At 59.9% G+C, this 22,522-nt stretch carries 13 protein-coding genes; 10 read left to right on the forward strand and 3 right to left on the reverse strand.

Features of this window, described 5'->3' with window-relative positions:
* Nucleotides 1-22 precede the first annotated feature (22 nt).
* From ACTD9P_RS04060 to ACTD9P_RS04080, 5 genes are all read left to right on the forward strand, one after another.
* Entirely contained in the window at nt 23-1,009 is a 987-nt protein-coding gene (locus tag ACTD9P_RS04060) for an AraC family transcriptional regulator (RefSeq protein WP_438866792.1), read from the forward strand.
* Between the two features lie 132 nt (nt 1,010-1,141).
* Nucleotides 1,142-2,176, forward strand: a complete 1,035-nt coding sequence (locus tag ACTD9P_RS04065) for a histone deacetylase family protein (protein WP_200431059.1) — start codon at nt 1,142-1,144, stop codon at nt 2,174-2,176.
* A complete protein-coding gene (locus tag ACTD9P_RS04070; protein ID WP_438866793.1) occupies nt 2,173-3,264 on the forward strand; it encodes a polyamine ABC transporter substrate-binding protein in 1,092 nt (363 codons plus the stop codon). Before ACTD9P_RS04065 ends, ACTD9P_RS04070 begins: the two co-directional genes overlap by 4 nt.
* Nucleotides 3,265-3,390: 126 nt before the next feature.
* On the forward strand, nt 3,391-7,992 hold the full coding sequence (locus ACTD9P_RS04075) for a dermonecrotic toxin domain-containing protein (RefSeq protein ID WP_438866794.1): 4,602 nt from the start codon (nt 3,391-3,393) through the stop codon (nt 7,990-7,992).
* A 144-nt stretch (nt 7,993-8,136) separates the two neighbouring features.
* Nucleotides 8,137-12,747 carry a dermonecrotic toxin domain-containing protein gene (locus ACTD9P_RS04080; RefSeq protein WP_438866795.1) on the forward strand — a complete coding sequence of 1,537 codons (4,611 nt, stop codon included), beginning with the start codon at nt 8,137-8,139 and terminating at the stop codon, nt 12,745-12,747.
* Between the two features lie 7 nt (nt 12,748-12,754).
* On the opposite strand, the gene pdxR is transcribed toward ACTD9P_RS04080, so the two are convergent.
* Nucleotides 12,755-14,293 (reverse strand): MocR-like pyridoxine biosynthesis transcription factor PdxR, encoded by a 1,539-nt coding sequence (pdxR, locus tag ACTD9P_RS04085; protein WP_438866796.1) that lies wholly within the window; start codon nt 14,291-14,293, stop codon nt 12,755-12,757.
* 87 nt (nt 14,294-14,380) lie between these two features.
* On the opposite strand from pdxR, the gene ACTD9P_RS04090 reads away from it, so the two are divergent.
* From ACTD9P_RS04090 to ACTD9P_RS04100, 3 genes are read left to right on the forward strand one after another with little or no spacing between them, the layout of a single operon-like run.
* Complete coding sequence (locus ACTD9P_RS04090) at nt 14,381-15,019, forward strand: FMN-binding negative transcriptional regulator (protein ID WP_438866797.1); 639 nt, start codon at nt 14,381-14,383, stop codon at nt 15,017-15,019.
* Nucleotides 15,016-15,462, forward strand: coding sequence for a GNAT family N-acetyltransferase (locus tag ACTD9P_RS04095; protein WP_438866798.1), 447 nt, complete (start codon nt 15,016-15,018; stop codon nt 15,460-15,462). The genes ACTD9P_RS04090 and ACTD9P_RS04095 overlap by 4 nt, the downstream gene beginning before the upstream one ends.
* Nucleotides 15,463-15,472: 10 nt before the next feature.
* Nucleotides 15,473-16,144 (forward strand): GNAT family N-acetyltransferase, encoded by a 672-nt coding sequence (locus ACTD9P_RS04100; RefSeq protein ID WP_438866799.1) that lies wholly within the window; start codon nt 15,473-15,475, stop codon nt 16,142-16,144.
* 136 nt (nt 16,145-16,280) lie between these two features.
* Here the strand turns inward: ACTD9P_RS04100 and ACTD9P_RS04105 are convergent, their stop codons facing one another.
* Together ACTD9P_RS04105 and ACTD9P_RS04110 are read right to left on the reverse strand one after the other, a co-directional pair.
* Nucleotides 16,281-16,556, reverse strand: coding sequence for a helix-turn-helix domain-containing protein (locus ACTD9P_RS04105; RefSeq protein WP_438866800.1), 276 nt, complete (start codon nt 16,554-16,556; stop codon nt 16,281-16,283).
* Nucleotides 16,553-17,893, reverse strand: a complete 1,341-nt coding sequence (locus tag ACTD9P_RS04110) for a type II toxin-antitoxin system HipA family toxin (RefSeq protein WP_438866801.1) — start codon at nt 17,891-17,893, stop codon at nt 16,553-16,555. Before ACTD9P_RS04110 ends, ACTD9P_RS04105 begins: the two co-directional genes overlap by 4 nt.
* A 223-nt stretch (nt 17,894-18,116) precedes the next feature.
* On the opposite strand from ACTD9P_RS04110, the gene ACTD9P_RS04115 reads away from it, so the two are divergent.
* On the forward strand, nt 18,117-21,086 hold the full coding sequence (locus ACTD9P_RS04115) for an autotransporter outer membrane beta-barrel domain-containing protein (RefSeq protein WP_438866802.1): 2,970 nt from the start codon (nt 18,117-18,119) through the stop codon (nt 21,084-21,086).
* 109 nt (nt 21,087-21,195) lie between these two features.
* A complete protein-coding gene (locus tag ACTD9P_RS04120) occupies nt 21,196-22,467 on the forward strand; it encodes an autotransporter outer membrane beta-barrel domain-containing protein (RefSeq protein ID WP_438866803.1) in 1,272 nt (423 codons plus the stop codon).
* Nucleotides 22,468-22,522 lie beyond the last annotated feature (55 nt).

Here is a 22,522-nt window from a genome sequence, read left to right on the forward strand (position 1 = left end):
CATCCCCTGGCTGGAAGTTTCCATGCTGCATTCCCACCTCACCACCCTCAATGCTGTGTCGCTGGTGCTCAACACCTTCAAAGGCTTGCCCCATGAGACGCTGCTGGCGGGCAGCGGCATCTGTGCGGCGGACTTGAACCGGGCCGACACGCGCATCACCACCAATCAGGAAATGCGCGTGTGCGCCAATGCCGTGGCCCTGCGCCGCGATGTCGGCCTGGAGCTGGGCGCACAAATGCACGTGTCGGCCTACGGCATGCTCGGTTACGCCCTGCTCACCAGTGCCACCTTTGGTGACGCGTTACGCTTGGCGCTGCGGTATCCGGCGCTGTTGGGAACACTGTTCGAGCTGAGCCTTGAAGAAGACGGTGAGCGCATCTGGTTCACCGCCGGCGACTACCGGGAAAACCCGAGCCTGGAAATGTTCAACGTCGAGCTGTGCCTGGCATCGCTCAAAGTGATCTGTGACGACCTGCTCGGCCAGCCTCTGCCCTTACTGGCTGCGCGCTTTGAACATGACGCCCCCGACTACCGCTCGCGCTACGCCGAACGTTTCCCCTGCGCGCTGCAATTTCAGGCCACCGCCAATGCCTTTGCCTTCGACAAACACTGGTTGAACCAGCCTCTGCCCCTGGCCGACGCTATTACCCACCAGGCCATGGCCGAGCGTTGCCGCAAACAAAACCTGGAGTTCACCGGGCGCCAGGCCTGGCTCGGCCGGATTCGCCAACTGCTCACCGCACAGCTCAATGCCGCGCCTGGCCTTGAGGGTTTGGCCGAGCAGATGAACTGTTCGGCGCGCACCCTGCGCCGGCATCTGCATGACCTGGGCTGCAGCTACCAGGAGCTGCTGGACGAGCTGCGTTTCGAGCGCGCCAAGCAACTGCTGGCCGAGGACCAGTGGCCGATCTACCGGATTGCCGAGGCACTGGGTTTCAGCGAAACGGCAAGTTTCAGGCATGCCTTTGTGCGTTGGAGCGGCGTGGCGCCGAGCCAATTTCGAGCGTAATGCTCCATCAAGGGGCGAATTTCGGACAGACACTTTGGCCATATTCATCCCCTTTTGGCCGCTCCTGCCGTTCTCTTAAAGCGTAGCCGCCGCAAGACTGGACCCACCGATAAAGCCTGCGGAGAACAACAAATGTTGACGATCTACTCGGACGATCACCACCTGCACCATGGCCGCTGTGAATTGATGGACGGGCAGCTGATGCCCTGCTTTGAAATGCCCTCGCGCGCCGACCACGTGCTGCAACGGGTCAAAGACCGCGAACTGGGCCAGGTACACGCGCCGCAGGATTTCGGCCTTGCACCGCTGCAGCGTATCCACAGCCACGACTACCTCGACTTCTTCCAGGGCGCCTGGCAGCGCTGGACCGAGTACGGCCAGGAGGGCGACTTGCTGCCCTACACCTGGCCCGCGCGCACGCTGCGCCGGGTGATCCCCACAAGCCTGCATGGCCAGCTGGGCTATTACAGTTTCGACGGCGGCGCGCCGATTACCGCCGGCACCTGGCAAGCGGCTTACAGCGCGGCGCAAGTGGCCCTCACGGCACAGCAGGCCATCCAGAACGGCGCCCACAGTGCCTTCGCCCTGTGCCGCCCACCTGGGCACCACGCCGCTGGCGACTTGATGGGCGGTTATTGCTACCTCAACAACGCGGCGATCGCGGCTCAAGCGTTCCTCGACCAGGGCCACAAACGCGTCGCGATCCTGGATGTGGATTACCACCACGGCAACGGCACCCAGTCGATTTTTTACGCCCGCAGCGACGTGTTGTTCACCTCGATTCATGGCCATCCGGAAGCGGAGTTTCCGTTTTTCCTCGGCTATGCCGACGAGCTGGGCGAAGGTGACGGCGAAGGCTTCAACTTCAACTACCCACTGCCGGCCGGTTCCGGTTGGGCAGCCTGGAGTGCCGCACTGGAAGAAGCCTGCGCGGAAATCGAGCGCTACGGCGCCGACATCATCGTCGTGTCCCTGGGCGTGGACACGTTCAAGGACGACCCTATCTCGCAGTTCAAGCTCGACAGCCCGGACTACCTGGCCATGGGCGCGCGCATTGCCCGGTTGGGCAAGCCCACGCTGTTTGTGATGGAAGGCGGCTACGCCGTGGAAGAAATCGGTATCAACGCCGTCAATGTTCTCGAAGGTTTTGAAGGAGCAGCCCAATGAACAGGCTCAAGTCGCTCGTCCTCTGCGCCGCCCTCATCGGTGGTGCAGCCCATGCTGAAGAGAAAACCCTCAAGGTCTACAACTGGTTCGACTACATCACGCCTAAGGCGCTGGAAGACTTCAAGGCCCAGCACCCGTCGATCAAGCTGGTGTACGACATCTTCGACACCAACGAGGCCCTCGAAGCCAAGCTGCTCACCGGCAACTCCGGCTATGACGTGGTGGTACCGTCCAACGTGTTTTTGGCCAAGCAGATCGAAGCCGGGGTGTTCCAGCCGCTGGACCGCAGCAAGCTGCCAAACTGGAACCACCTCGATCCCAAGCTGATGAAGTTGATTGAGGCTAACGACCCGGGTAACCAGCATGCCGTGCCTTACATGTACGGCACCATCCTCATCGGTTTCAACCCGGCAAAGGTCAAGGCTGCCTTGGGCGACAATGCACCGGTAGACAGCTGGGACCTGATCTTCAAGGAAGAAAACATCAGCAAGCTCAAGCAATGCGGGGTGGCGCTGCTGGACTCGCCCTCCGAGATCCTGCCCCTGGCCTTGCAGCACCTGGGCCTGGACCCCAACAGCAGCAACCCCAAGGACTACGACAAGGCCGAAGCGCTGCTGATGAAGATCCGCCCCTACATCACCTACTTTCACTCCTCCAAATACATGGCCGACATCGCCAACGGTGATATCTGCGTGGCCGTGGGCTATTCCGGCAGCTTCTCCCAGGCCGCCAATCGCGCCAAAGAGGCCAAAAACGGCGTGACCGTGGACATGCGCCTACCCAAGGAAGGCGCGCCGATCTGGTTCGACATGCTCGCCATCCCCAAGGGCGCCAAAAACCCGGACGACGCCTACACCTTCATCAACTACCTGCTGCAACCCAATGTCATCGCGCCGGTCAGCGACTTTGTCGGCTACCCCAACCCGAACAAGGACGCCACCGAGTTGGTCGACCCGGCTATTCGCCATAACCCCAACCTGTACCCGACCGATGCGGCCATGGTCACGCTCTACACCCTCAAGCCACTGGACAGCAAGGCCGAACGGGCCAGAACACGGGCCTGGACCAAGATCAAATCCGGGAGGTAACGCCCTGTAGATTTTACGGTAGGCCTACGTAAGCACCGCCTCCCTGGCCGGCCGAGCCCTAGCATGGAAATTGCGAGCCCGTACCTCGGGCCGTTTCCATCTACCGGCCAGACAGGGAGCCTCACCATGACCTCACCCGCTGCAAACAATACCGAAACGAACGCCAAGCGCCTCGATGAACGCGACGCGCTGTTCACCCAACTCTACGTCGGCCCCTCGTTCAGGGAGACCGCAGCTCACTTGTTGCGCGAGTCGCTGCGCGAACAATACCCGACGCTGGATATCGACCCTGACACCGCCATGGTCGGTACGCCCACCTGGCAATTGATCGGCGATGACATTGTGGCCGGCCCCACCCACTATCAGTCGCTCAGTGACACCCTCGCCATACAGGCCGTCCTGGCGGAGCCTGCGCTCTACATCGAGGGCGAGCACTTTCTCACCCAGCAACCGATCGCCGAGCCCGCACTGCACTTGCCCGTGCGCATCTGTGAGTTGGCCAAGACCCTCAACCTGCTGGCGCCCGTCATGCTGCGGGCCTTTCAGCAACAGTTGGTCGCCTATTGGAACCAGACCAACGGCGGCGGCCCCCATTGGCATGAGTTGTCGAACCGGTTTCGGGCAGTCTGGAACGTCGAGGCCGCCGATGACTGGAGCGCCACCGAGTGCGCCATGGCGCGCATCCTGTTCACCCACCCCGACAAGGCCGATCGCAAGGGCAAAGATCCATACGACCTCAAGGCCTGCCTGGTAGAAATAGCCCGCATCGACGCAGAGCAAGTGACCCACCAGAATGAAGCGGTAATCGCGGTGCTGCTCGGCATGCATGAAGGGCAAACATCGATCCTCGTGCATTCGTTGCTTAAGGGTTATGAAAAATTCCCCTCGTTTGAGCAACTGGGCCATTCGCTGTTTGCGCACGTACCGGGGTCTACTTCAAAGCAGGAAATCCATTGGCGCCTTTACGAACCCGAGGGTGACTTTTTTGATCAGCAGGCCTGCGCCATCGTGTCGCTGCTGGTGGAAGCCGTGGGTGACATCGACTTTTCAGAGCTGCGCCACACCGATACGGCTGATGTCGCCCTGGGTACGCCGCCTGCCGTCGTTCCCCTTGCCACGGATAAAGGCCCAAACCTTGAGTGGTATCAGAACCGGTTGCCCGACTGGTTGATGAATGCGTCAAACACCGATCAGAATTTCTTCGCCCGCCACCTGAAGGACCTCGCCGCGCTGCATAACCAGAATGCCGGCCGCTCCTATCTGGACGACATCCCATCCATCGAAGCGTACGCATTGAAGATGACCAAGGCGCAAATGCTCAAGGACCACCCTGACAGCGCCAACCTGCCTTTGGATAAAATCTGCTTGGAGGTCAAGAGCCTCACGATCTGGGGCTCCTTCGTCGTACCGGGCCAGTTCAACACCATCACCTTCAGCGTGGCTGAACTGGCCCTGCAAAACCTCATTGCACTGCCGACCGGCAACCGCTCCCTCAAGACTCAAAATGGCTTCAACCTGCCTGAGTGGCTGGACGCAGACTATTTTGTATCGTTGGTCACCGCCGCCGATATCGGCCGCACCTATCCGGCGTTGATCAAAGAAAAACTGCTGGACGACCCGCAGGAATCCTCGCGCCGCCAAACCCTCTACAGCCAACACCTGCGTATCCAGCTGCCGATGCAGGCGCTGCAAGCCAAGATCCGCCAGCAAGAGGGTATCGACGAGCGTGGCTACCGTTACGTGACTGCGGTGCTGCTGGACGAAGCCACTGACCGCCGGGTGGACGGGCAAACCATTGTGCTCAGTCCATTGGCTTTCCGGCCGCTGCGGCGCGCGGATGCGTCGCTCGATACCGTCGCCAACATGTATGTGATCGGCCCGGATGACCCGGCAGCCGGCCCATGCCTGCTGTATCGGCCCATGTTCACGCCAGCGCTGATGCAGTTCCCGTCGCCGGCCAATCTGATCTATGCAATCTCACAGTCAAGCAGCCTGCGCGAGTCGGTGCTGGCCTGGCTACCAGACGCTGTGCGCAACGACTACGCCAACCATGTATTTCCCGGCGCACTGCCTTCACCCTGGCAGGTGGCCGATTACCTGGTGGAGCCTGACAAGCTGTGGACCATGAGCGGACCAATGGCGCTAAGTGAACAAGTGCTCAGCGGTGATCGGTTCGCCACGCTGTTTCAAGCCAACGCCGATGCCCTGATCGAACTGGCTGATCGGCAATCGGTCTCTAACGCTGAAAATCGCTGGGCCACCTTCAAGCATGCCGGTTGGCTGATATTCAACCTGGTGCTGCCCTTTCTCGGCCGTGGCGTCGGCACGGCGGCGTGGATTTGGCAGGTGGTCGATCAACTGCAAAATTTTATCGAGGCGCAGGAACACGGCGATAAACAAGCCGAGTGGTCAGCGTTCACCGATGTCCTGCTCAACCTGGGCATAGCGATCACCTTGCATGTCGCCAGTCGTAGCCACCGTCCCGGCTACCCACGCAAATCCCGGCCCACGCTGGCGAAGGCGACAACGGCCAAAGAGGTCACGGTCAAACAACAGCCGACCCTGATCCAAGTACTGCCGTCCATACATTCACCGCACTTGCACCTCAGTGGCGCAATCAAGCGCGCCCCAGGCGAACTCAGCACCCTGCTCGACAGCTTCAAGGTCAGTAAACCCAAGGATCTGGGCACCGCTGAAACCGCGCAAGGCCAGTACCAGCACCTTTACCATCAGGCTCAGAAATACTATGCCCCCGTAGGAGACCGCTGGTTCGAAGTCAGCGCCGATGAAGATGAAACGGTGGTCATCATCGACCCCAAGGAGCCCGAACGCACAGGCCCGGCATTGATTCACAACGCCCGTGGCCAATGGTTTATCGACACCCGCCTGCGCTTGCGCGGCGGCGGCCCCAAGAGGCAGCAGGCAAGGTCCAAATCCGAGGCGGACGCCAAGGCTGATGAAGCCCAGCGGCGTCTGTCGCAATTCGAGCACGACAAGAGCGCCCTGCAATTGGAGGTGCAACAGGCACGGGTCGCGATGGATGCCCCCCAGGCCAGCACCTCGGCACAGGCGCGCCGTGAACGTTATCTGCAAACACTCGAGACCCAGAGCAAAAGTTACGAAACGGCGCTGCAACAGCTCAAGGTATTGAATGTCTTCGCCCCCACCGCCAATTATCAGGAGCAAGCCGTGCGCTACGTAGGCGCCCAACTGGACCTGACCGAAACCGGGATACGTGAAGCCCAGGTCCCCTTCACGCCCAGGCTCAAGACTGTGCTGGACCAGATCGAGCACCAGATCAGCCACCCCCGGGACCGTCACATCGACGATGCCCAGACAATGACCGACATGAGCCAGGACATGATCGAGCGCCTCAACTACGTTGAATCGCGCTTCGCTCAACTCAGGACGATGGGCGAAACCGGCTTCAAGATCATCCGCGAACACCGCAAGCGCTTGCCGATCTACACCGCCCGAGACCTCAGGGCCCTGCAGGTGACGATGGCGCGCAACCTGTGCGTGGACGACAGCAGTATCACCACTGCACCGAATGCCTGGAATGCCATCGACGGTATTGTCGACAGCGCCGACCTGTCGATCCAGACCTTGCGCGAAACCCTGCTTGAGCGCGGCGAGTCGCAGCTGGACGAACGCATCGAGACTCTCGGCAGCCTGGTGGAACAGTTCAATATCCTCGATGAGCGCCTGCAGGATTTCCCCCAGGAGTTTACCGACGTCGCGCTCGCCGGCCCACTTTCTCGCCTGCGTGAAAAAATCCGCGGGTTTTACAACGAAACCGTCGGCCACCTGGAACTGCTGCACAATGATCGGGAAGCCCTGCGAAACCGACCCACACCGCCGCCGACACCTCCGAAGACCAAGAAAAAAGTCATTTACACGCGTTACAACGGTGTGCTGATCGGTGAGCCACGCCTGTCCGCCACCGGCGATGAAACCGGGTTCGTGGATATTCGCTCGCCACTCAACCAGCAGGTCATGGCGACATTCCATGAAAAACTCCCAGGCGTCTGGGTACAGCACGTAAGCCCTATCGAAACGCCTCCCCCCGTCGCCGTCCATATCGACATGTGTATCAACCAGGCCCAGGATTTGCTCGACGGGCTGGAGGCCTTCAAGCAACGGGCTACCGAACAAGCCGCCAAGCCGGAGCGTAGTGCCATTGGCATCGAATGGCTGTATCACCAGCACGCGCAGAAACTGGAACAGGCTTCTGCCAATATCGAAGAGGCCTTGACCGTAAGCAATGTCACCGACAGCCACCTGGCCTCGGCGGCCGTCGTCGACAAACAGCTCAGCGACGCGACGCAAGTACTCTACGCAGAGGCGCGGCACTACAAATCACTTTTGATCAGAAAACGCCCACCCACGATGGCGGGTGTGGAGTGGTTGATGCAGAACAACGAAATCGTCATCAAAAAAACCGTCAAGCGGCGCCGACTCAAAGGCCCTGATAACGATTATCTGGACGAGTACACCATCAGTAATCGCAACGACAATAGCGTGCTGTGGTATGCGCATTTTCATTACTCAACCAACTGGGTACGCGCCAAGACGTTTCTACGGGCGCGCTTGAAAACCCCGCAAGAGCATGCCAGGGGCACTCAGTCCGATACCCTCAACGGTCTTAGCGAGAAGCAAAAAACCACGGTCTATCTCAGCGAAATCAATCTGGAGCAGGCACGACGGTTGTTTTTCAACGTGAAATGATCACTCGCTGGTCTACGCAGCAGCCCCGTTCTGTTTAAACAAAGTGCGGGGCCTAGACGTATCCACCGCCCCCGCCGCCACAGTGCCCGCTACCTTGCCCATTCCTGACGCCCATCCAGGCCATTGAATGCGAAGGAGCTGCACATGCCCAATAACGTCGCGAATAACCACCGCCCACCCACGCCCTATGAACTGCTCACCCAATTGACCACCGGGCCCACCACCCGGGAAGTCGCCGCCACTACACTGCGATCAGCACTCACAGAGCTGTACCCCACGCTGAATATCGACCCCGACCTGGCTGTGGTAGTCAGCCCTCAATGGGAGGTGGCCGGCAATACCGTCAAGCGTGCGCAGGACATTATCGAATCGCTTACCTCGGTGCTGGCTCGCCAGGCACTGTCCAGCGATAAAGTGACCTACATCGACGGACTGCACTTCCTCACCCTGCAACCTTACGCTGCGGTTCCTGTACACCTTGCGGTGAAAATTGATGCCATCGCACGGCTGATCAACGAATTATCCGACCTGCTGTTCACCGCCTTCCAGGAACAGGAGCTGGACTACTGGAACGCCTCCAACGCCAGCATCGGTCCGCGTTGGCAGACCTTTTCCAACTCTCTGAGGAAGGTCTGGAACATCACCGAAGAGCAAGGCTTGAGTGAACAGGAATGCGCCATGGCTCGCACGGTTTTCCAGGAACCCGACCTGGCCAGGCGTTCGCTCAAAGATCCTTACAAGAGCCATGCCTACTTGGTTGACGTGGATGTCCTAAAGGACGGCGAGCCCACCCATGTCAGCTTCCTGGACATGACCGTATTGGTGGGTGAGTACGATAACCGCCAGATCGTCCTGACACACTCACTGGTCAACGGGTACGAGACGTTCGAGTCACTGGCCCGGCTCGGCGCCTCGCTGCCTTCGCGAATGAGCGCGCCGAAACAGGACACCACCTTGCAATGGCGCTTGTATGAGCCCGACGGCAACTTCTTCGATGCGCAGGCCTGCACCTTGATCGCGCTGCAAATCCAAATGATCGGCAGTTTCGGCGGACCCGGTGTGCGTGAACAGCCGCGCGCGCCTGCCGTCGCCCGCATCGTGCCCAGCATCGAAGAGATGAGCGATCACCAACTGTCGAATATCCGCGACATTCATCAACGACTCCCGGACTGGCTGGCTTCGGCGACAGACTCCGATATTGCTGCCTACAGCCGTTACATGATCGACCTGGCCCAACTGCACACCCATCACAACGGCGAAACGTTTCAGGACGGCATCCCCTCCATCCGTGACTACGCCCGCACACAGTTGCAAAGCCGTGTCCGCTCTCCCGACAGGGGCGTGAGCCTGAACATGGACAAAATCGAAATCGTGATCCAGAGCCCGGTTCTTTGGGGCACGTTTATCGTTCCGGGGGCCATGGACATAACCCGTCGCAGCCTGATCGACCTGGCCTTGGAAAACCTCACCGGCCTGCCCACCGGCAACACGACGGTGCATTACAACGGCAAGGACAATGGCGTTCCCGGCTGGCTGACCTACGGCTATTTGAAAGACGTGATCGAAGACATCGATATAGGCCAGTTCTACCCCGCCCTGGTCAAACAGAAACTACTCGACGACCCGCCGCAATCCAGCCACCGACAGCTGCTCTACACCAGCCACCTGCAGATGCAACTGCCGCTGCTGGCCCTGCAGATGAAAATCCGCAACCAGAACGGCATTGATGAGCTCGGTTACCGCTACGTCGCCGCAGCGGTGCATGCCGATGAACATGAACGCAAAGTCGATGGACAGCCCATCGTTTTCCGCACTCTGGCCTTGGTGCCTACCTTGCGCCCCGGCCATGAGCAAGATGTGGTCACCAATATGTTCGTGATCGGCCCGAGGCGTTCCGAGGCTGGCCCATGCGTACTTTATAGGCCCCTGATGGAACCCGCCCTGATGCAATTTGCGTCTCGACAAAACCTGCTGTACGCCATCAAACATGAGCGCTCATTGCGCGAGTCGGTGTTGGCTTGGCTGCCCGAAGCGCAGCGGTTCAACTATGCCCAATACGTTTTTCCCGACACCCTGCCCTCGCCTTGGACCGTGGTGCGTGCGCTGGTCGAACCGCTGACCGTACTGTACATGAGCGGCCCGATAACGCTGAGCGATGAAGAAGTGGGGAATGACACCTTGGCGACGCTATTCAAGGCCAACGCCAACGCAATGGTCGAACTGGCTACACGCCAGTCGGTGTCCAACGTGCAGAAGCGTTGGGCGACGTTGCGACATGCCGGCTGGCAAATATTCAATGCCGCGCTGCCCTTCATGGGCAGGACCGTTGGGATCGCCGCCTGGATCTGGCAAATCATGGACGATCTGCAATCTGCCGAGGAGGCAGTGAACAGGGGTGACCAGCCCGCTTCCTGGACAGCGTTGGTGGATGTATTCCTCAATCTTGGCATGGCACTGACCCTCCATATCGCGCTACGCCACCCCCGCCCGCTGAAGCCGTTCGACGCCCCCAGGATCGAGACTGGATTAGAGCCAACGGCGATTAAAACAGTGGATAAACCGCCAGTGGCCGAGAAAAAATACACTGCAATGCAACACGCTAATATTTCCGACAGCCAATTGCTTGCTTCGCATCAAGGCGCCGTACACACCCGCGGAGCGCTGAGTCATAGCCGACTGGGCCTGGCCAAAGCACTCGACAGTTTCAATGTCGCCAAGCCCGATGAGCTGGGCGTACAAAACAAAACCCCCGGTCGCCACCTCAATCTCTACCCGCTGGCAGACAAGTGGTATGCGCCGGTCGGTAAGCGTTGGTTCGAGGTGATGGTGGATGACAACGACAGCGTCATCATCATTGATCCGAAGGCCCCCTTGCGTACCGGCCCACCGCTGATCGGCAACCTGGACGGCCAATGGTTTGTCGATAACCGTTTGCGACTGCGCGGCGGTGGTCTTCGAAATCGCAGGCGGGCAGTCAAGGTTGATCAACCTGCGCGTATCGCGGCATTGAAGACCCAGCTCAATGCCTTCGACGCAGTCGCCGCCAGCAAACAACTGGACGTGCTTGAGTCAAAGCCTGCGCAGGACGCAACGCCCGGCCCGTCTACCGACCTGCGACGTACAGCGTTCGTCGGTAAGGTCGATAGTCGGCTGGCACAGTACGACGAAGCAATCAGCCAGCTTAAGTCCTTGAGCATCATCGACACCGTGCCGACTTACCAGAGCAACATGAGCGGTTACCTGCAACAACAAGTGCAACTGACACAGCTCGCCCTGCAACAACAAATCCTGGCCTATAAGGAGGCGTTGAAGTCATCGTTACCCGTCCTCGACGCAGAGGTAGACGTCGACTACAAAAACCAGGCACAAAGCGCACAAACCCTGTCGACTCTGAACCAGGGGATCATCCAGCGCATGGCGTTCATCAAGGACCGCTTCAGCGATCTCAAGGCGCTGGGGGATGACGGCGCAAAAGTCATTCGCAAAGCCATGGAGGAATTGCCGCAGTTCAGCCTCCTGGAACTAAAATCTTTGGAGATCATCTTGGCCCGATACCTGTGTATCGATGAAACGCAGAGCCAGATCCCGGCCACGCTGCGTGAGCGAATGGGCCAGATCGTCGATGCCGCCGAACTCAACATCGAGAGCTTCAGGGAGATTGTGGAACGGAGCAACGGCGCGGCGCTGGATGACCGTATTAATGTGCTCAACAGCCTGGTGGACCAGTTTTCCAGCGCCGATCAACGCCTGCTGGACCTGCACGCCGAGTACTCGCAGCACTTGCTGAAGGCCCCCTTGGAGAGTTTTCGCCAGCAGATCAGCGAGTTCAGCCAGCGGGCCATACGCGACCTGGCCTCCCTGTTGCGCGAGAAAAAAGCGCTGGAGCCCAAGCCCGGCAGTTCAAAGGCAGAGCCGACGCCACGGCACAAAGTGATCAAGACACGTCAACACGGCATGGTGATGGGTGAACCGCGTGAAACCGACAATACCCTGGTCGACGTCAAGGCAGGCCTGACCGGCAAAGTGATCGCCACGTTCCATGAAAAGGCGCCGGGAGTCTGGGTCAAACGGCAGAAAACTCCGTCGCAGCTTCCCGCACCTGTCGCCTTGGATTTGGACACTTGCATCAATACCGGGCAAACGTTGCTGGATGGCGAACAGGCTGAAATCCGCAAATATCAGGGGTTTTCCAGGAAAGCGTGGCATGCCCCCCAAGACATTCAAGACATGTTCGATGGCTATGCAAGGGTCCTCGAAAACGCATCGAGCAACATCGAAGAAGCCCTGACCCAACGCAACCTCACAGAAAGCGACCATGCTTCCGCCGCCTTGACCAACCGCAACCTCAGCGACGCAGCACAACGCTTCCATCGGCAGGGAAAGAAAACCTATATCGAGATGATCAAGCAACAAGCGCCCACCGCTGAACGGGTGGAATGGCTGCACAGCCAAGGGCTGATCACCATCGTCAAGACCATCACCCGCCGCCCCCTCAAAGGGCCCAGAAAGGACTATCTGGACGAGTACGAGATTCGCGATAAAGAGAGCGGCACTGTGCTGTGGTACGCGCACTTTCACTATGCGACGAAGGATGCCGCACGGGAGAACTTCACCAAGGACCATCTCAAGACCCGCGAGCAACAACGGCTCGGTGGTTCCCACCAACGCACCGGGCCCAGTGACTGGGACATGATTGAAATTCACCGTCGCACAATCGGTGCTCAACTGGCCCAATCACTGTTCTTTGAAAGCTGATCGCGCTTTATGACAGCCATGCCTGACGCAAGCGTGCCAGCGCCTGTGCGATGGCCGCCTCGGGCACAGCGGCAAACCCCATCACCAGGCCAGCGTGCTGGTCCAGTGGTGGGCGTGAGCCAGCCAGCCAATAGCTACTTAAACCGTTGATCTCGACATCCACAGCATGGGCCTGAGCGAGCAGCGCCTGCTCGCGTGCCAGGCTGTCCACCCGTACTGTCAGGTGCAGCCCAGCTGCAACGCTGGGTAGTGCACCGACGCCAGGCAACCCGTCGGGCCAACCCGCCAAGAAGGCATTGCGGCGACTCAGTGCAGCGCGACGCATCCGGCGAATGTGCCGCTGGAAATGCCCCGCCGCCATGAATTCCGCCATCACCGCCTGGGTACTGACCTCGGAATGACGCATGTCCACGGCGCGGCGCCGGGTGAAGGCTTGCACCAGGTCCGGTGGCAGTACCAGGTAACCCAGGCGCAACGCCGGGAATGCCACCTTGCCGAAGGTGCCGACGTACAGTACGCGACCACTGCGATCCAGCGCCGCCAAGGGCGACAGGGGCGCGCCGCTGTAGCGATACTCGCCGTCATAATCATCCTCAATGATCCACCCGCCGCTACGCTCGGCCCAGGCCAGCAACTCCAGACGCCGCGCCAGGCTCATCACCACACCCAGCGGGTATTGGTGGGAAGGCGTGACATAGGCCACACGGCAACCCTCAAGGCTGTTGAGCGCTTGGCAATCCATGCCCTCGCTGTCGACCGGCACGCCATGCAATCGCCCACCAGCCAGGGCAAATGCATGACCAGCCGCGCGGTAGCCCGGGTTTTCCACCGCCACATCGTCCCCGGGCTCTACCAGCAACTGTGCACAAAGGCTGATTGCCTGCTGTGCGCCACTGGTGATCACAATTTGTTCAGCCGTGCACTGCATGCCACGCGAACTGCGCAAATACGCGGCGATCAAACCGCGTAGGCGATCGTCACCTGCCGGGTCGCCGTAGCACAGCAGTTCCAGGTTCGGCTTACGCCAGAACGCCCCATTCAGCTTGGCCCATATCTCAAACGGAAACAGATCAAAGGCTGGCACACCCACGCGAAATGCCCGAGGCGGCCCCACTGGAGGGTGGGCCAGGTGGTTGTTTTTGACCCGCGTCAGTCCCGCGCTGTGGATAACTTCACTGTCCAGATCTTGCGGCAAATCCGCCCATTTTGTGGATAAGGCTGGGGATAACCCTGTTGAAAACCCTGTGGATACTTTTGTGGATAGTTTTTTGACCGTGGGCAGTTGGGCGACGTAGGTGCCATCACCCACCCGGCTTTCGATAAACCCTTCTGCATACAACTGATCGTAGGCGCGCACCACGCTGTTGCGCGAAATCGCCAGCGCCGCCGCCAAATCACGCGTGGCGGGCAACCGCGTGCCACTGACCAACCGCCCGTCCAGCACCCGCTGGCGCAAGGCTTCATACAGCTGGCGCGTCAGGCCCAGGCGGCGATCCAGTTCGATACCTGCGGGGTTGAACGACAGCGGCGGCGTGATGGGCGACATATTGGACCTATGAAATTGGTGCCAGATGGCTCTTACAACGAACCATTAGCCTGCCTAGGATGCAGGCATTCGCCAAGGAAAATTTCCATGTACACACCGCGCGCCTTTGCCCTCGATGATTTGCCTGAACTGCAGCAACTGATCCAGCACACCCGCCTGGCGCAGTTGGTAACCTTTGGCGAGCAAGGCCTGCAGGCCAGCCACTTGCCGCTGCTGCTCAACCCCGATGAAGGCCCCAATGGCACGCTGTACGGGCACCTGGCCAAGGCCAACCCGCAGTGGCGTGACCTGCAAAATGGCAGCGAAACATTGGTGATCTTTGCCGGTGCCGACGCTTATGTCAGCCCGGCATTTTACCCGGCGAAGGCCGAGCACGGCAAAGTGGTGCCGACCTGGAATTACCTCGCCGTGCATGCCTACGGCAAGGCTGAGGTATTTACCGATGCCGAGCGTCTGCTCGCAGTGGTCACGGCACTTACCGATCGCCATGAAGGCAACCGCGCCCAGCCATGGAAAGTCAGCGACGCGCCGGCCGACTACATTGACGGCATGCTCAAGGCCATCGTCGGCTTCGCCCTGCCCGTCGAGCGCCTGATCGGCAAACGCAAACTCAGCCAGAACCGCAGCGCTGCCGATATCGCCGGCGTGCGCGAAGGCCTGGCTGCCAGTATTGATGTGCGCGACCAGACCCTCGCGCGCTTTATTCCCCAAGGAGTTTCAGAATGAGTCAGATCGACATCCGCCAGGTGACTGCCGTCGACCACGCCGCGTGGCTACCGCTGTGGCAGGCGTATTTGAAGTTCTACGAAACCGAACTGCCGGACGCCGTCAGCCAAAACACCTGGCAACGCCTGATCGATGCCAACGAGCCGACCCATTCAGCGCTTGCCTGGCAGGACGGCAAGGCGGTGGGCATGGTCAACTTTATCTACCATCGCTCCAACTGGAGCATCGAGAATTCCTGCTACCTTCAGGACCTGCTGGTGGACCCGTCCCAGCGCGGCACCGGCGTGGGCCGCAAGTTGATCGAGTTTGTCTACGCCACCGCCAAGGTCGATAACTGTGCGAAGGTGCACTGGCTGACCCACGAAACCAACGCCACTGCGATCCAGCTGTACGAACGCATTGCCGAACGCCCAGGTTTTATTCAATTTCGCAAAGGTCTTTAAGGAGCGCAGCATGCCTATCTCACCCGCCGACTGGAAAGGCGTCCCGGCGCCCACCGTTCAACTGCTGGAGGGGCGGTTTATCCGCCTGGAAAAACTCGACCCGGCGCGGCATGCCGACGGCCTTTTCGGCGCCCTTGAAGGCCCCGGTGCCGACCCGAAACTCTGGGACTATTTACCTTACGGCCCCTTCCCCGAGCGCGGCGCCTTTGATACCTGGCTGAATAATCACGCCGCCAATAGCGACCCGTACTTCTTCAGCGTGATCGATCGCGCCACCGGCGACGTGCAGGGCATCCTCAGCTTGATGTCCATCGTGCCGGCGCAGGGCCGTATCGAAATCGGCCACGTCACCTTCGGCGCGCCGATGCAACGCTCGCCGAAAAGCACCGAGGCGGTGTACTTGTTGGCCAAATACGCGTTCGAGCAGGGCTACCGTCGGCTGGAGTGGAAGTGCAACAACGGCAACGCCCGCTCAAAATACGCCGCCGAGCGCTTGGGTTTCAGCTTTGAAGGCGTGTTCCGCCAGCATATGGTGGTGAAGGGGCAGAACCGCGATACGGCGTGGTATTCGATCCTGGATTCGGAATGGCCAACCGTGGGCGCAGGCTTTGAAGCGTGGTTGTCAGAAGCCAACCAGCGCGGTGATGGCCAAGTGAAAACACTGGCCGAGTGCCGGGCCTGAATCTCAGGTACAACACAAAATAAATGTGGGAGCGGGCTTGCCCGCGATAGCGCTAGATCAGTCACCAAATGCTGTGACTGGCACACCGCATTCGCGAGCAAGCCCGCTTCCACATGGGATCTTCAGCGTTTTCCAGTTATGCGCTCCTGCGAACTTTCACCACACCCATCTTCAACCCAAACGGCCTGAACACCGCATTCAACGACTTCAGCGTCTGATTCCCTTCACCATGCTCGATATGCACCAAGGTACGTACGGAAATTTTGCACATCTTGGCGAACTGACCTTGATGCAGACCGGTAACTTCGGTGCGCAGGCGACGAACAGCATCGCCTATCTCCAGCGAGCCGTCGGCCAAACCTTGTTCGACGCTCTCGATCAGCAGGGCACGGGCGTCCAAAGTGATAGTCATCTCAGCCCCCATTGCTTCAGGCGCAAGTCCAGTTTCCCCAAAGGAATGCTGGGATGATTCAAGGTCACAGCGGGCAAACCACTGGTAACTAGAAGATCCGGCAACGCACGCAGGTGCTCTGCGTCTTGTCGTAACCGTTCAAAGCTTTGTTCGGGGTCGACAATATCGGCTATCGCCTCGCATACCGCTCTCCAATTGATATCACCCGCAATCTCCAGTGCTTTTGGCCACTTGGTGGTTCGAGTCACAGCTTCAGCGTCCATGACCATGGGGGCCAGGTCATAAACAGGGGCCAGCCGCAAAGCATCACGCTCTCGGATGATCGATGTATTGCGCCCGTGGTTATCTGAGTTGCCCAACACCTTATTCAGCAAATCCCGGCGCAAGTACTCAGCGACCAGATCAACAACTTGCGTCTCTTGCCCCACCGCTCGCCATTGCTCCACCAACAGTCTCACGACCTCTGAATGATCCATGTAACTACCAGGGTTCGTCACACCCGCTAACGAGTAGATCGACTCGACTGCCAACCTTTCAACACCGCTTTCACTGAGCCTGCGATCAAAACGGTGCATCCACAGACTCGGCTTTGTGGCCTCCTCCAAAGCCAACCCTTCGGTGGCGACTGTGTCGATTCCAAGCGTCTGAAGTGCTCTGTAGTAGTGGTACTCGCTTCTCAGAATGTCTTGATCATTCTGCGTGGCCTGGTTGCGGGCGAACTTGATGAACCAGTGCTGAGCAACGTCCTCGTCATTCAGGACGGCGTCTGGATACAACAAGCCGTCGGTACTCTGTGTCATCAACAGCTTAGGCGCCTCGCCGCCCGCGCCAGTAGCCCCTCCTATTGCGGCACCTTGCTCGTAGGCATACTCCAGAAAGCGGTTATCGCGACTGATTACATCCTGTCGTGGGAAACCAATCGGTGCTTCCCCCTCAAGGGCTTGCACGGATTCCCTGATGCGCATATTCCCAATGGGTGCCGGGGTACTGCGCGCCAATAAAAACAAATCAGCATCGACGTCCTGCGGTTTCTCACGCCCAATACGCTTCATCAAAAACCGCTTGGCCGCACCAGCGGGCGCAATATCGTGCAAGAAGGCAGGCGCCGACTTAAGCAAGACAACATCCCACTCTAGAGGGAACCGCGCACTGACAGCGTTAGAAAAAGGTCGCTGGATGTCCTCTAGGTTATCGACGAGATAATCCTGACGGTAATGGAACCTGCAAGCCCCATTGAAGCCCTTCTGAGGCTCAGCAAACTCCAGCCGCATAGCATCACGCCATTGCCCATCGGCGAAAATCTGCAACATCAAAGAGTAGGGGGCTTCCATCTGCATTTTAGTGCACCTGTTAAGCAGTTACGCGAGTGACTCTTGCAATATAGTGCATTTTGGCTGAGCCGAGCGGTTCTTTTTATGCACTATAATGCATATATCGGGGTTAGACCGCTCAAAGAACGCAATTTAATGCAAACGAGTAAGCCGTCACCGCTCTGACACATTCCTGCAATCCCCCTCCGCTATACAGGTCGCCTCGTTTTCCATAACAAGGTCGTCCGCCATGCCACCGTCGCCCCATCGCCTCGCTCTTGCCATTGCCTTATTGGCCAGCGGCCTCGCAGAAGCTGCGCCTGCCCCTACCAAGAACCTGCAAATCGACACTCCCACCACCACCGGGCAGACCCTGGGTGGCAGTGATTCGTTGAAGGTTTCGGCGCCAGGCAGCATCACCACCTCCGGGGTGGCGGTCGGTCTCAAGGATGGCACCAGCGGCGCAGGCGTGGTGGTGGATAACGCGGGCAAGATCCTGTCCACAGGCGGCCGGGCCATCGACGTCACGGGGGACGCCAACACCACACGCTACTACAGCCTTTATAACCGCACCGGTGGTGTGATCCAGGGCAGCAACGATGCCTTGCGCATCAACAGCAACTTCGCCAGTGGCAGCGTGTTGATTGATAACAGCGGTACCCTGCGTTCCGCCACCGGCCGGGGTTTGAACCTGGATGCACTGCGCAGCGCCAACGTCACCACCACTATCATCAACCGCGCCGGGGGCTTGATTCGTGGCGATGCCAACGACGGCATGAAGACCGGCGCCAACGCCAGCATCACCAACTACGGCGAGATCTCCAGCGGCGACACCCATAACCGCGATGAGAAGTTCGACGGCGTGGACATCGACTCCGCCACCGGCGTGACCGTGACCAACTACGGGCTGATTTCCGGTGGCCGTCACGGCATCACCACTGATCTGGGCGCCACGCTGACCAACTACGGCACGGTGATCGGTCGCAACGGTTCGGGTTTTGGCTCCGATGGCGACGGCACGGTGATCAACCACGGCACCATCACCGGCGCGTTCTCCGGGCTGCAACCGGATGGCGACGGCGATGGCGTGGACATCGACAAAATCGCCCATATCGAAAACTACGGGATCATCCAGGGCGTCGGCGCCGGGGGTGTCGACAAGAACGGCTTTGCCAACGGCAGTGAAGGCATCGCCCTGGGCGGCGGCTATGTGTACAACGCCAAGGGCGCGCTGGTCAGCGGCGCCAACAATGCGGTGCTGGTGGACGATGGCAGCGACGGCCCGGGCGTGGCTGCAACCACCCTGGAGAACCACGGCGTTATTCAAGGCCTGGAGGGTTTTGGGGTGAAGTTCGTCGGCAACTTCGCCGACACCGTGATCAACGGCGGCACGATCAGCGCCAGTAACGGCCTGGCCCTCGACCTGGGCGGCGGCGACGACAAGTTGGTGCTGCTCGGTGGCAGCCGCTTTGTCGGCCTGGTGGACGGTGGTGCTGGTTACGACCGTGTGAGCATGGACGATGCGGCGGGCGGCAGTTTCGGCAACAGCCGTAACTTCGAGTGGCTGGACGTCAAACAAGGCATTTGGACGCTCACCAGCAATGGCGACTTCAGCGATGGTGGTGAGATTTTCAGCGGCGCCAAGCTGATCAACCAAGGCGGTATTGCCGGTAACGTGACGGTCGACGCCGGCGGTATTTATGCCGGTGGCGGTTCGGTGGGCAGCCTGGTGGTCAACGGCACCTTGCAGACCAACACGGCTCTGGGCAACGCGACCATCACCCGCGACTTGAACATGGGCAGCGGTTCTAACCTGGCCTACGGCGTGAACGCCGATGGCAGCAGTGCGCCGATCAAAGTCGGCGGCACGGCTTATCTCAATGGCGCGACCCTGGCGGTCAACCCCGGCGAAGGTACGTACCCGTGGCAAAGCCACTACACCGTGTTGCAAGCCGGCAGCATCAACGGCACCTTTGGCAACGTCACCAGCGACTACGCCTTCTTGACCCCGACCCTGGATTACAGCCCCACCCAGGTTGGCCTGACGTACAGCCGCAATGACATCGCCTTCAACCAGTTCGCCACGACCCGCAACGGCGCCAACGCGGCCAACAGCCTGGCGGGCCTGGGCAAGAACAGCCCGCTGTATACCGCCTTGCTTAACACCACCAATGCCACGGCAGGTGGGGCGATTGAGCAATTGGCAGGCAGCAGCACCGCCAATCTCACCAGCGCCACCCTGGGCGCCAGCGCCCAAGTGGGCAACAGCATGCTGGCCGCCATGCAGCAAATGGGCGGTGGTGCCGGACTGCTGCTTGGGCTGGATCAAAAAGACACACCTGCGCTCGCCGCCACGGGCGTGCCCAGCGATGCACGCAACCTCAACGACCCGAACGCACGCGGCCGCCTGTGGCTGCAAGGTATCGGCAGCTACGGCAAGCTCGACAGCGAGCACGGCAGCAACGGCCTGACTCAACGCACCAAGGGCACGCTGCTGGGCGCCGACTGGGCGCTCGACAGCGACTGGCGCGTGGGCGTGCTGGGCGGCTATTCGAAGACCGACCTGGACACCACCGGCGTCGACGGCAGCGTCGACAGCTGGCACGCAGGCGTCTATGCCCTGCGCCAAAGCGGCCCATTGGCCCTGCGCCTGGGCGCTGCGTACAGCGGGCACCAAGGCGACAGCAAACGCACGGTGGCCTTCAACGGCTTCAGCGACCGCCCCAAGGGCGACTATGACGCCAACAGCCAGCAGGCCTTTGCCGAACTCGGCTACGCCCTGGGCAATGGGCGCCTGAGTGCCGAGCCGTTCGCCAACCTTGGCTACCAGCGCTACCAGCGTGACAGCTACAGCGAAAAAGGCGGGGCTGCCGCGCTGCATGTGGACGGCCAGACCCAGGACAATTTCAGCAGCACCTTCGGCCTGCGCCTGGCGCACCTGAGCCAACTGGACAATGGCATCAGCCTCACGCCGCGCGTCAGCGCAGGCTGGAAGCACACCTACGGCGATGTCGACAGCAACACGCGCCAGGCTTTCGTGGCCGGCGGCACGGCGTTCAATGTTGAGGGCAGCGCTCTGGACCGCGACAGCCTGTTGCTGGAAGCAGGCCTGGACGTGGGCTTGTCGGCCCGCCACAGCCTGGGCCTTGGGTATACCGGCGAGCTGGGCAACAACAGCCACAACCACGCGCTGACGGGCCAATGGCAAATGCGATTTTAATCGCACCGCAGTAGAGAAAACTCCCGCGAATCAGGGGTCGATAGCCTGACAGTTATCGCCCCGCCATCTCGCTAAATTCCCGGCCTCAATCACCAGAGGCTATGACTTCATGCCCTTCTCCGTCCTAAACCTTGCACGCGCTATCAGCCTGGCTGTTGGCGTAGCCAGTACCCCGTTTGCCCTGGCAGGCACACCTTTTCAGTACGAACTGGACTTTTCCAACGACACCCTGGCTTACCAGCCACCGGCCCCAATCGTACCCATCGACAGCTACTTCAACCAGGCGACGACTCACAACGGCCAGCAACTGGCTGCGGTGCTTAAACCTGCTTTGCAACGTGCACTGCAAGCCGGCGACCTGACCTCGGAAGAAATCAAAGGCCTGCAAAAAGCCGGTGACGCACTGTCCCAACAACCGGGCGGCCTGGGTGCGGCGTTCGAACAGTTGGCAGGCAGCCAGAATGCCAACTTGGCTGGCGCGACCCAGAACACCACCGCACACATCAGCAACTCATTGCTCTCAACCCTGCGCACGCTGCCCAACGATGGCAACGGTCACTTTTGGATGCAAGGCCTGGGCAACGGCGGCAAGCTCGATAAACAAGGCGGCAGCGACGGCCTCAAGCACAGCACTAAAGGCCTGATGCTGGGCGCCGACTGGGCCGTGGACCATGCATGGCGAGTCGGTGTAATGGGCGCCAAGTCCACCAGCGAGCTTCAAGCTCAACGTTTCAAAGGCGAACTCGACAGCTTGCACCTGGGCGGCTATGCCGTGCGCCAGGACGGCCCGTTGGCCCTGCGCCTGGGCGCGTTCTACAGCAATCACGCGGGCAAGAACAAACGTGACGTCAACCTGCTCGGTTTCAAGGAGCAACTCCAGGGCAAATACGACGCCCAAAGCCAAACGGTGTTTTCCGAGCTGGGTTACCAACTGGGCAATGCTGACATACACGTAGAGCCTTTCGCAGGCCTGGGCTATCAGCGCTACCACCGTGACAGCTTAAAAGAAAAGGGCGGTTTCACCGCGCTCAACGTCGGCTCACAGACCCAGCAAAACCTGAGCAGCACCTTTGGCCTGCGGCTGGCCACGGTGTACCGGCTCGACAATCGGATGAGCATCACACCCCACCTGAGTACCGGCTGGAAGCACCTCTATGGCGAAGTCGACAGCCAAGTGCGTCAATCCTCGCGCGCCGCACCGGGGATCATCGACAGCTTTACCATCACCGGCACTTCGCTGGACCGCAATAGCCTCGACATGCAAGCCGGCCTGGACCTCGCCTTGTCCACCGAACACAGTGTCGGCCTGACCTACAGCGCCCAAGCCGGTACCAACAGCCGAAACCATGGCCTTATGGGCGAATGGAAGATGAATTTTTAAACCGCGCTGATCGGTAAATTTCAGGCAAAAAAAAGGAGGGCACCTGCCCCCCCGA

The organism is Pseudomonas onubensis (genome assembly GCF_965653655.1).
In the GTDB taxonomy this organism is placed as follows: domain Bacteria; phylum Pseudomonadota; class Gammaproteobacteria; order Pseudomonadales; family Pseudomonadaceae; genus Aquipseudomonas.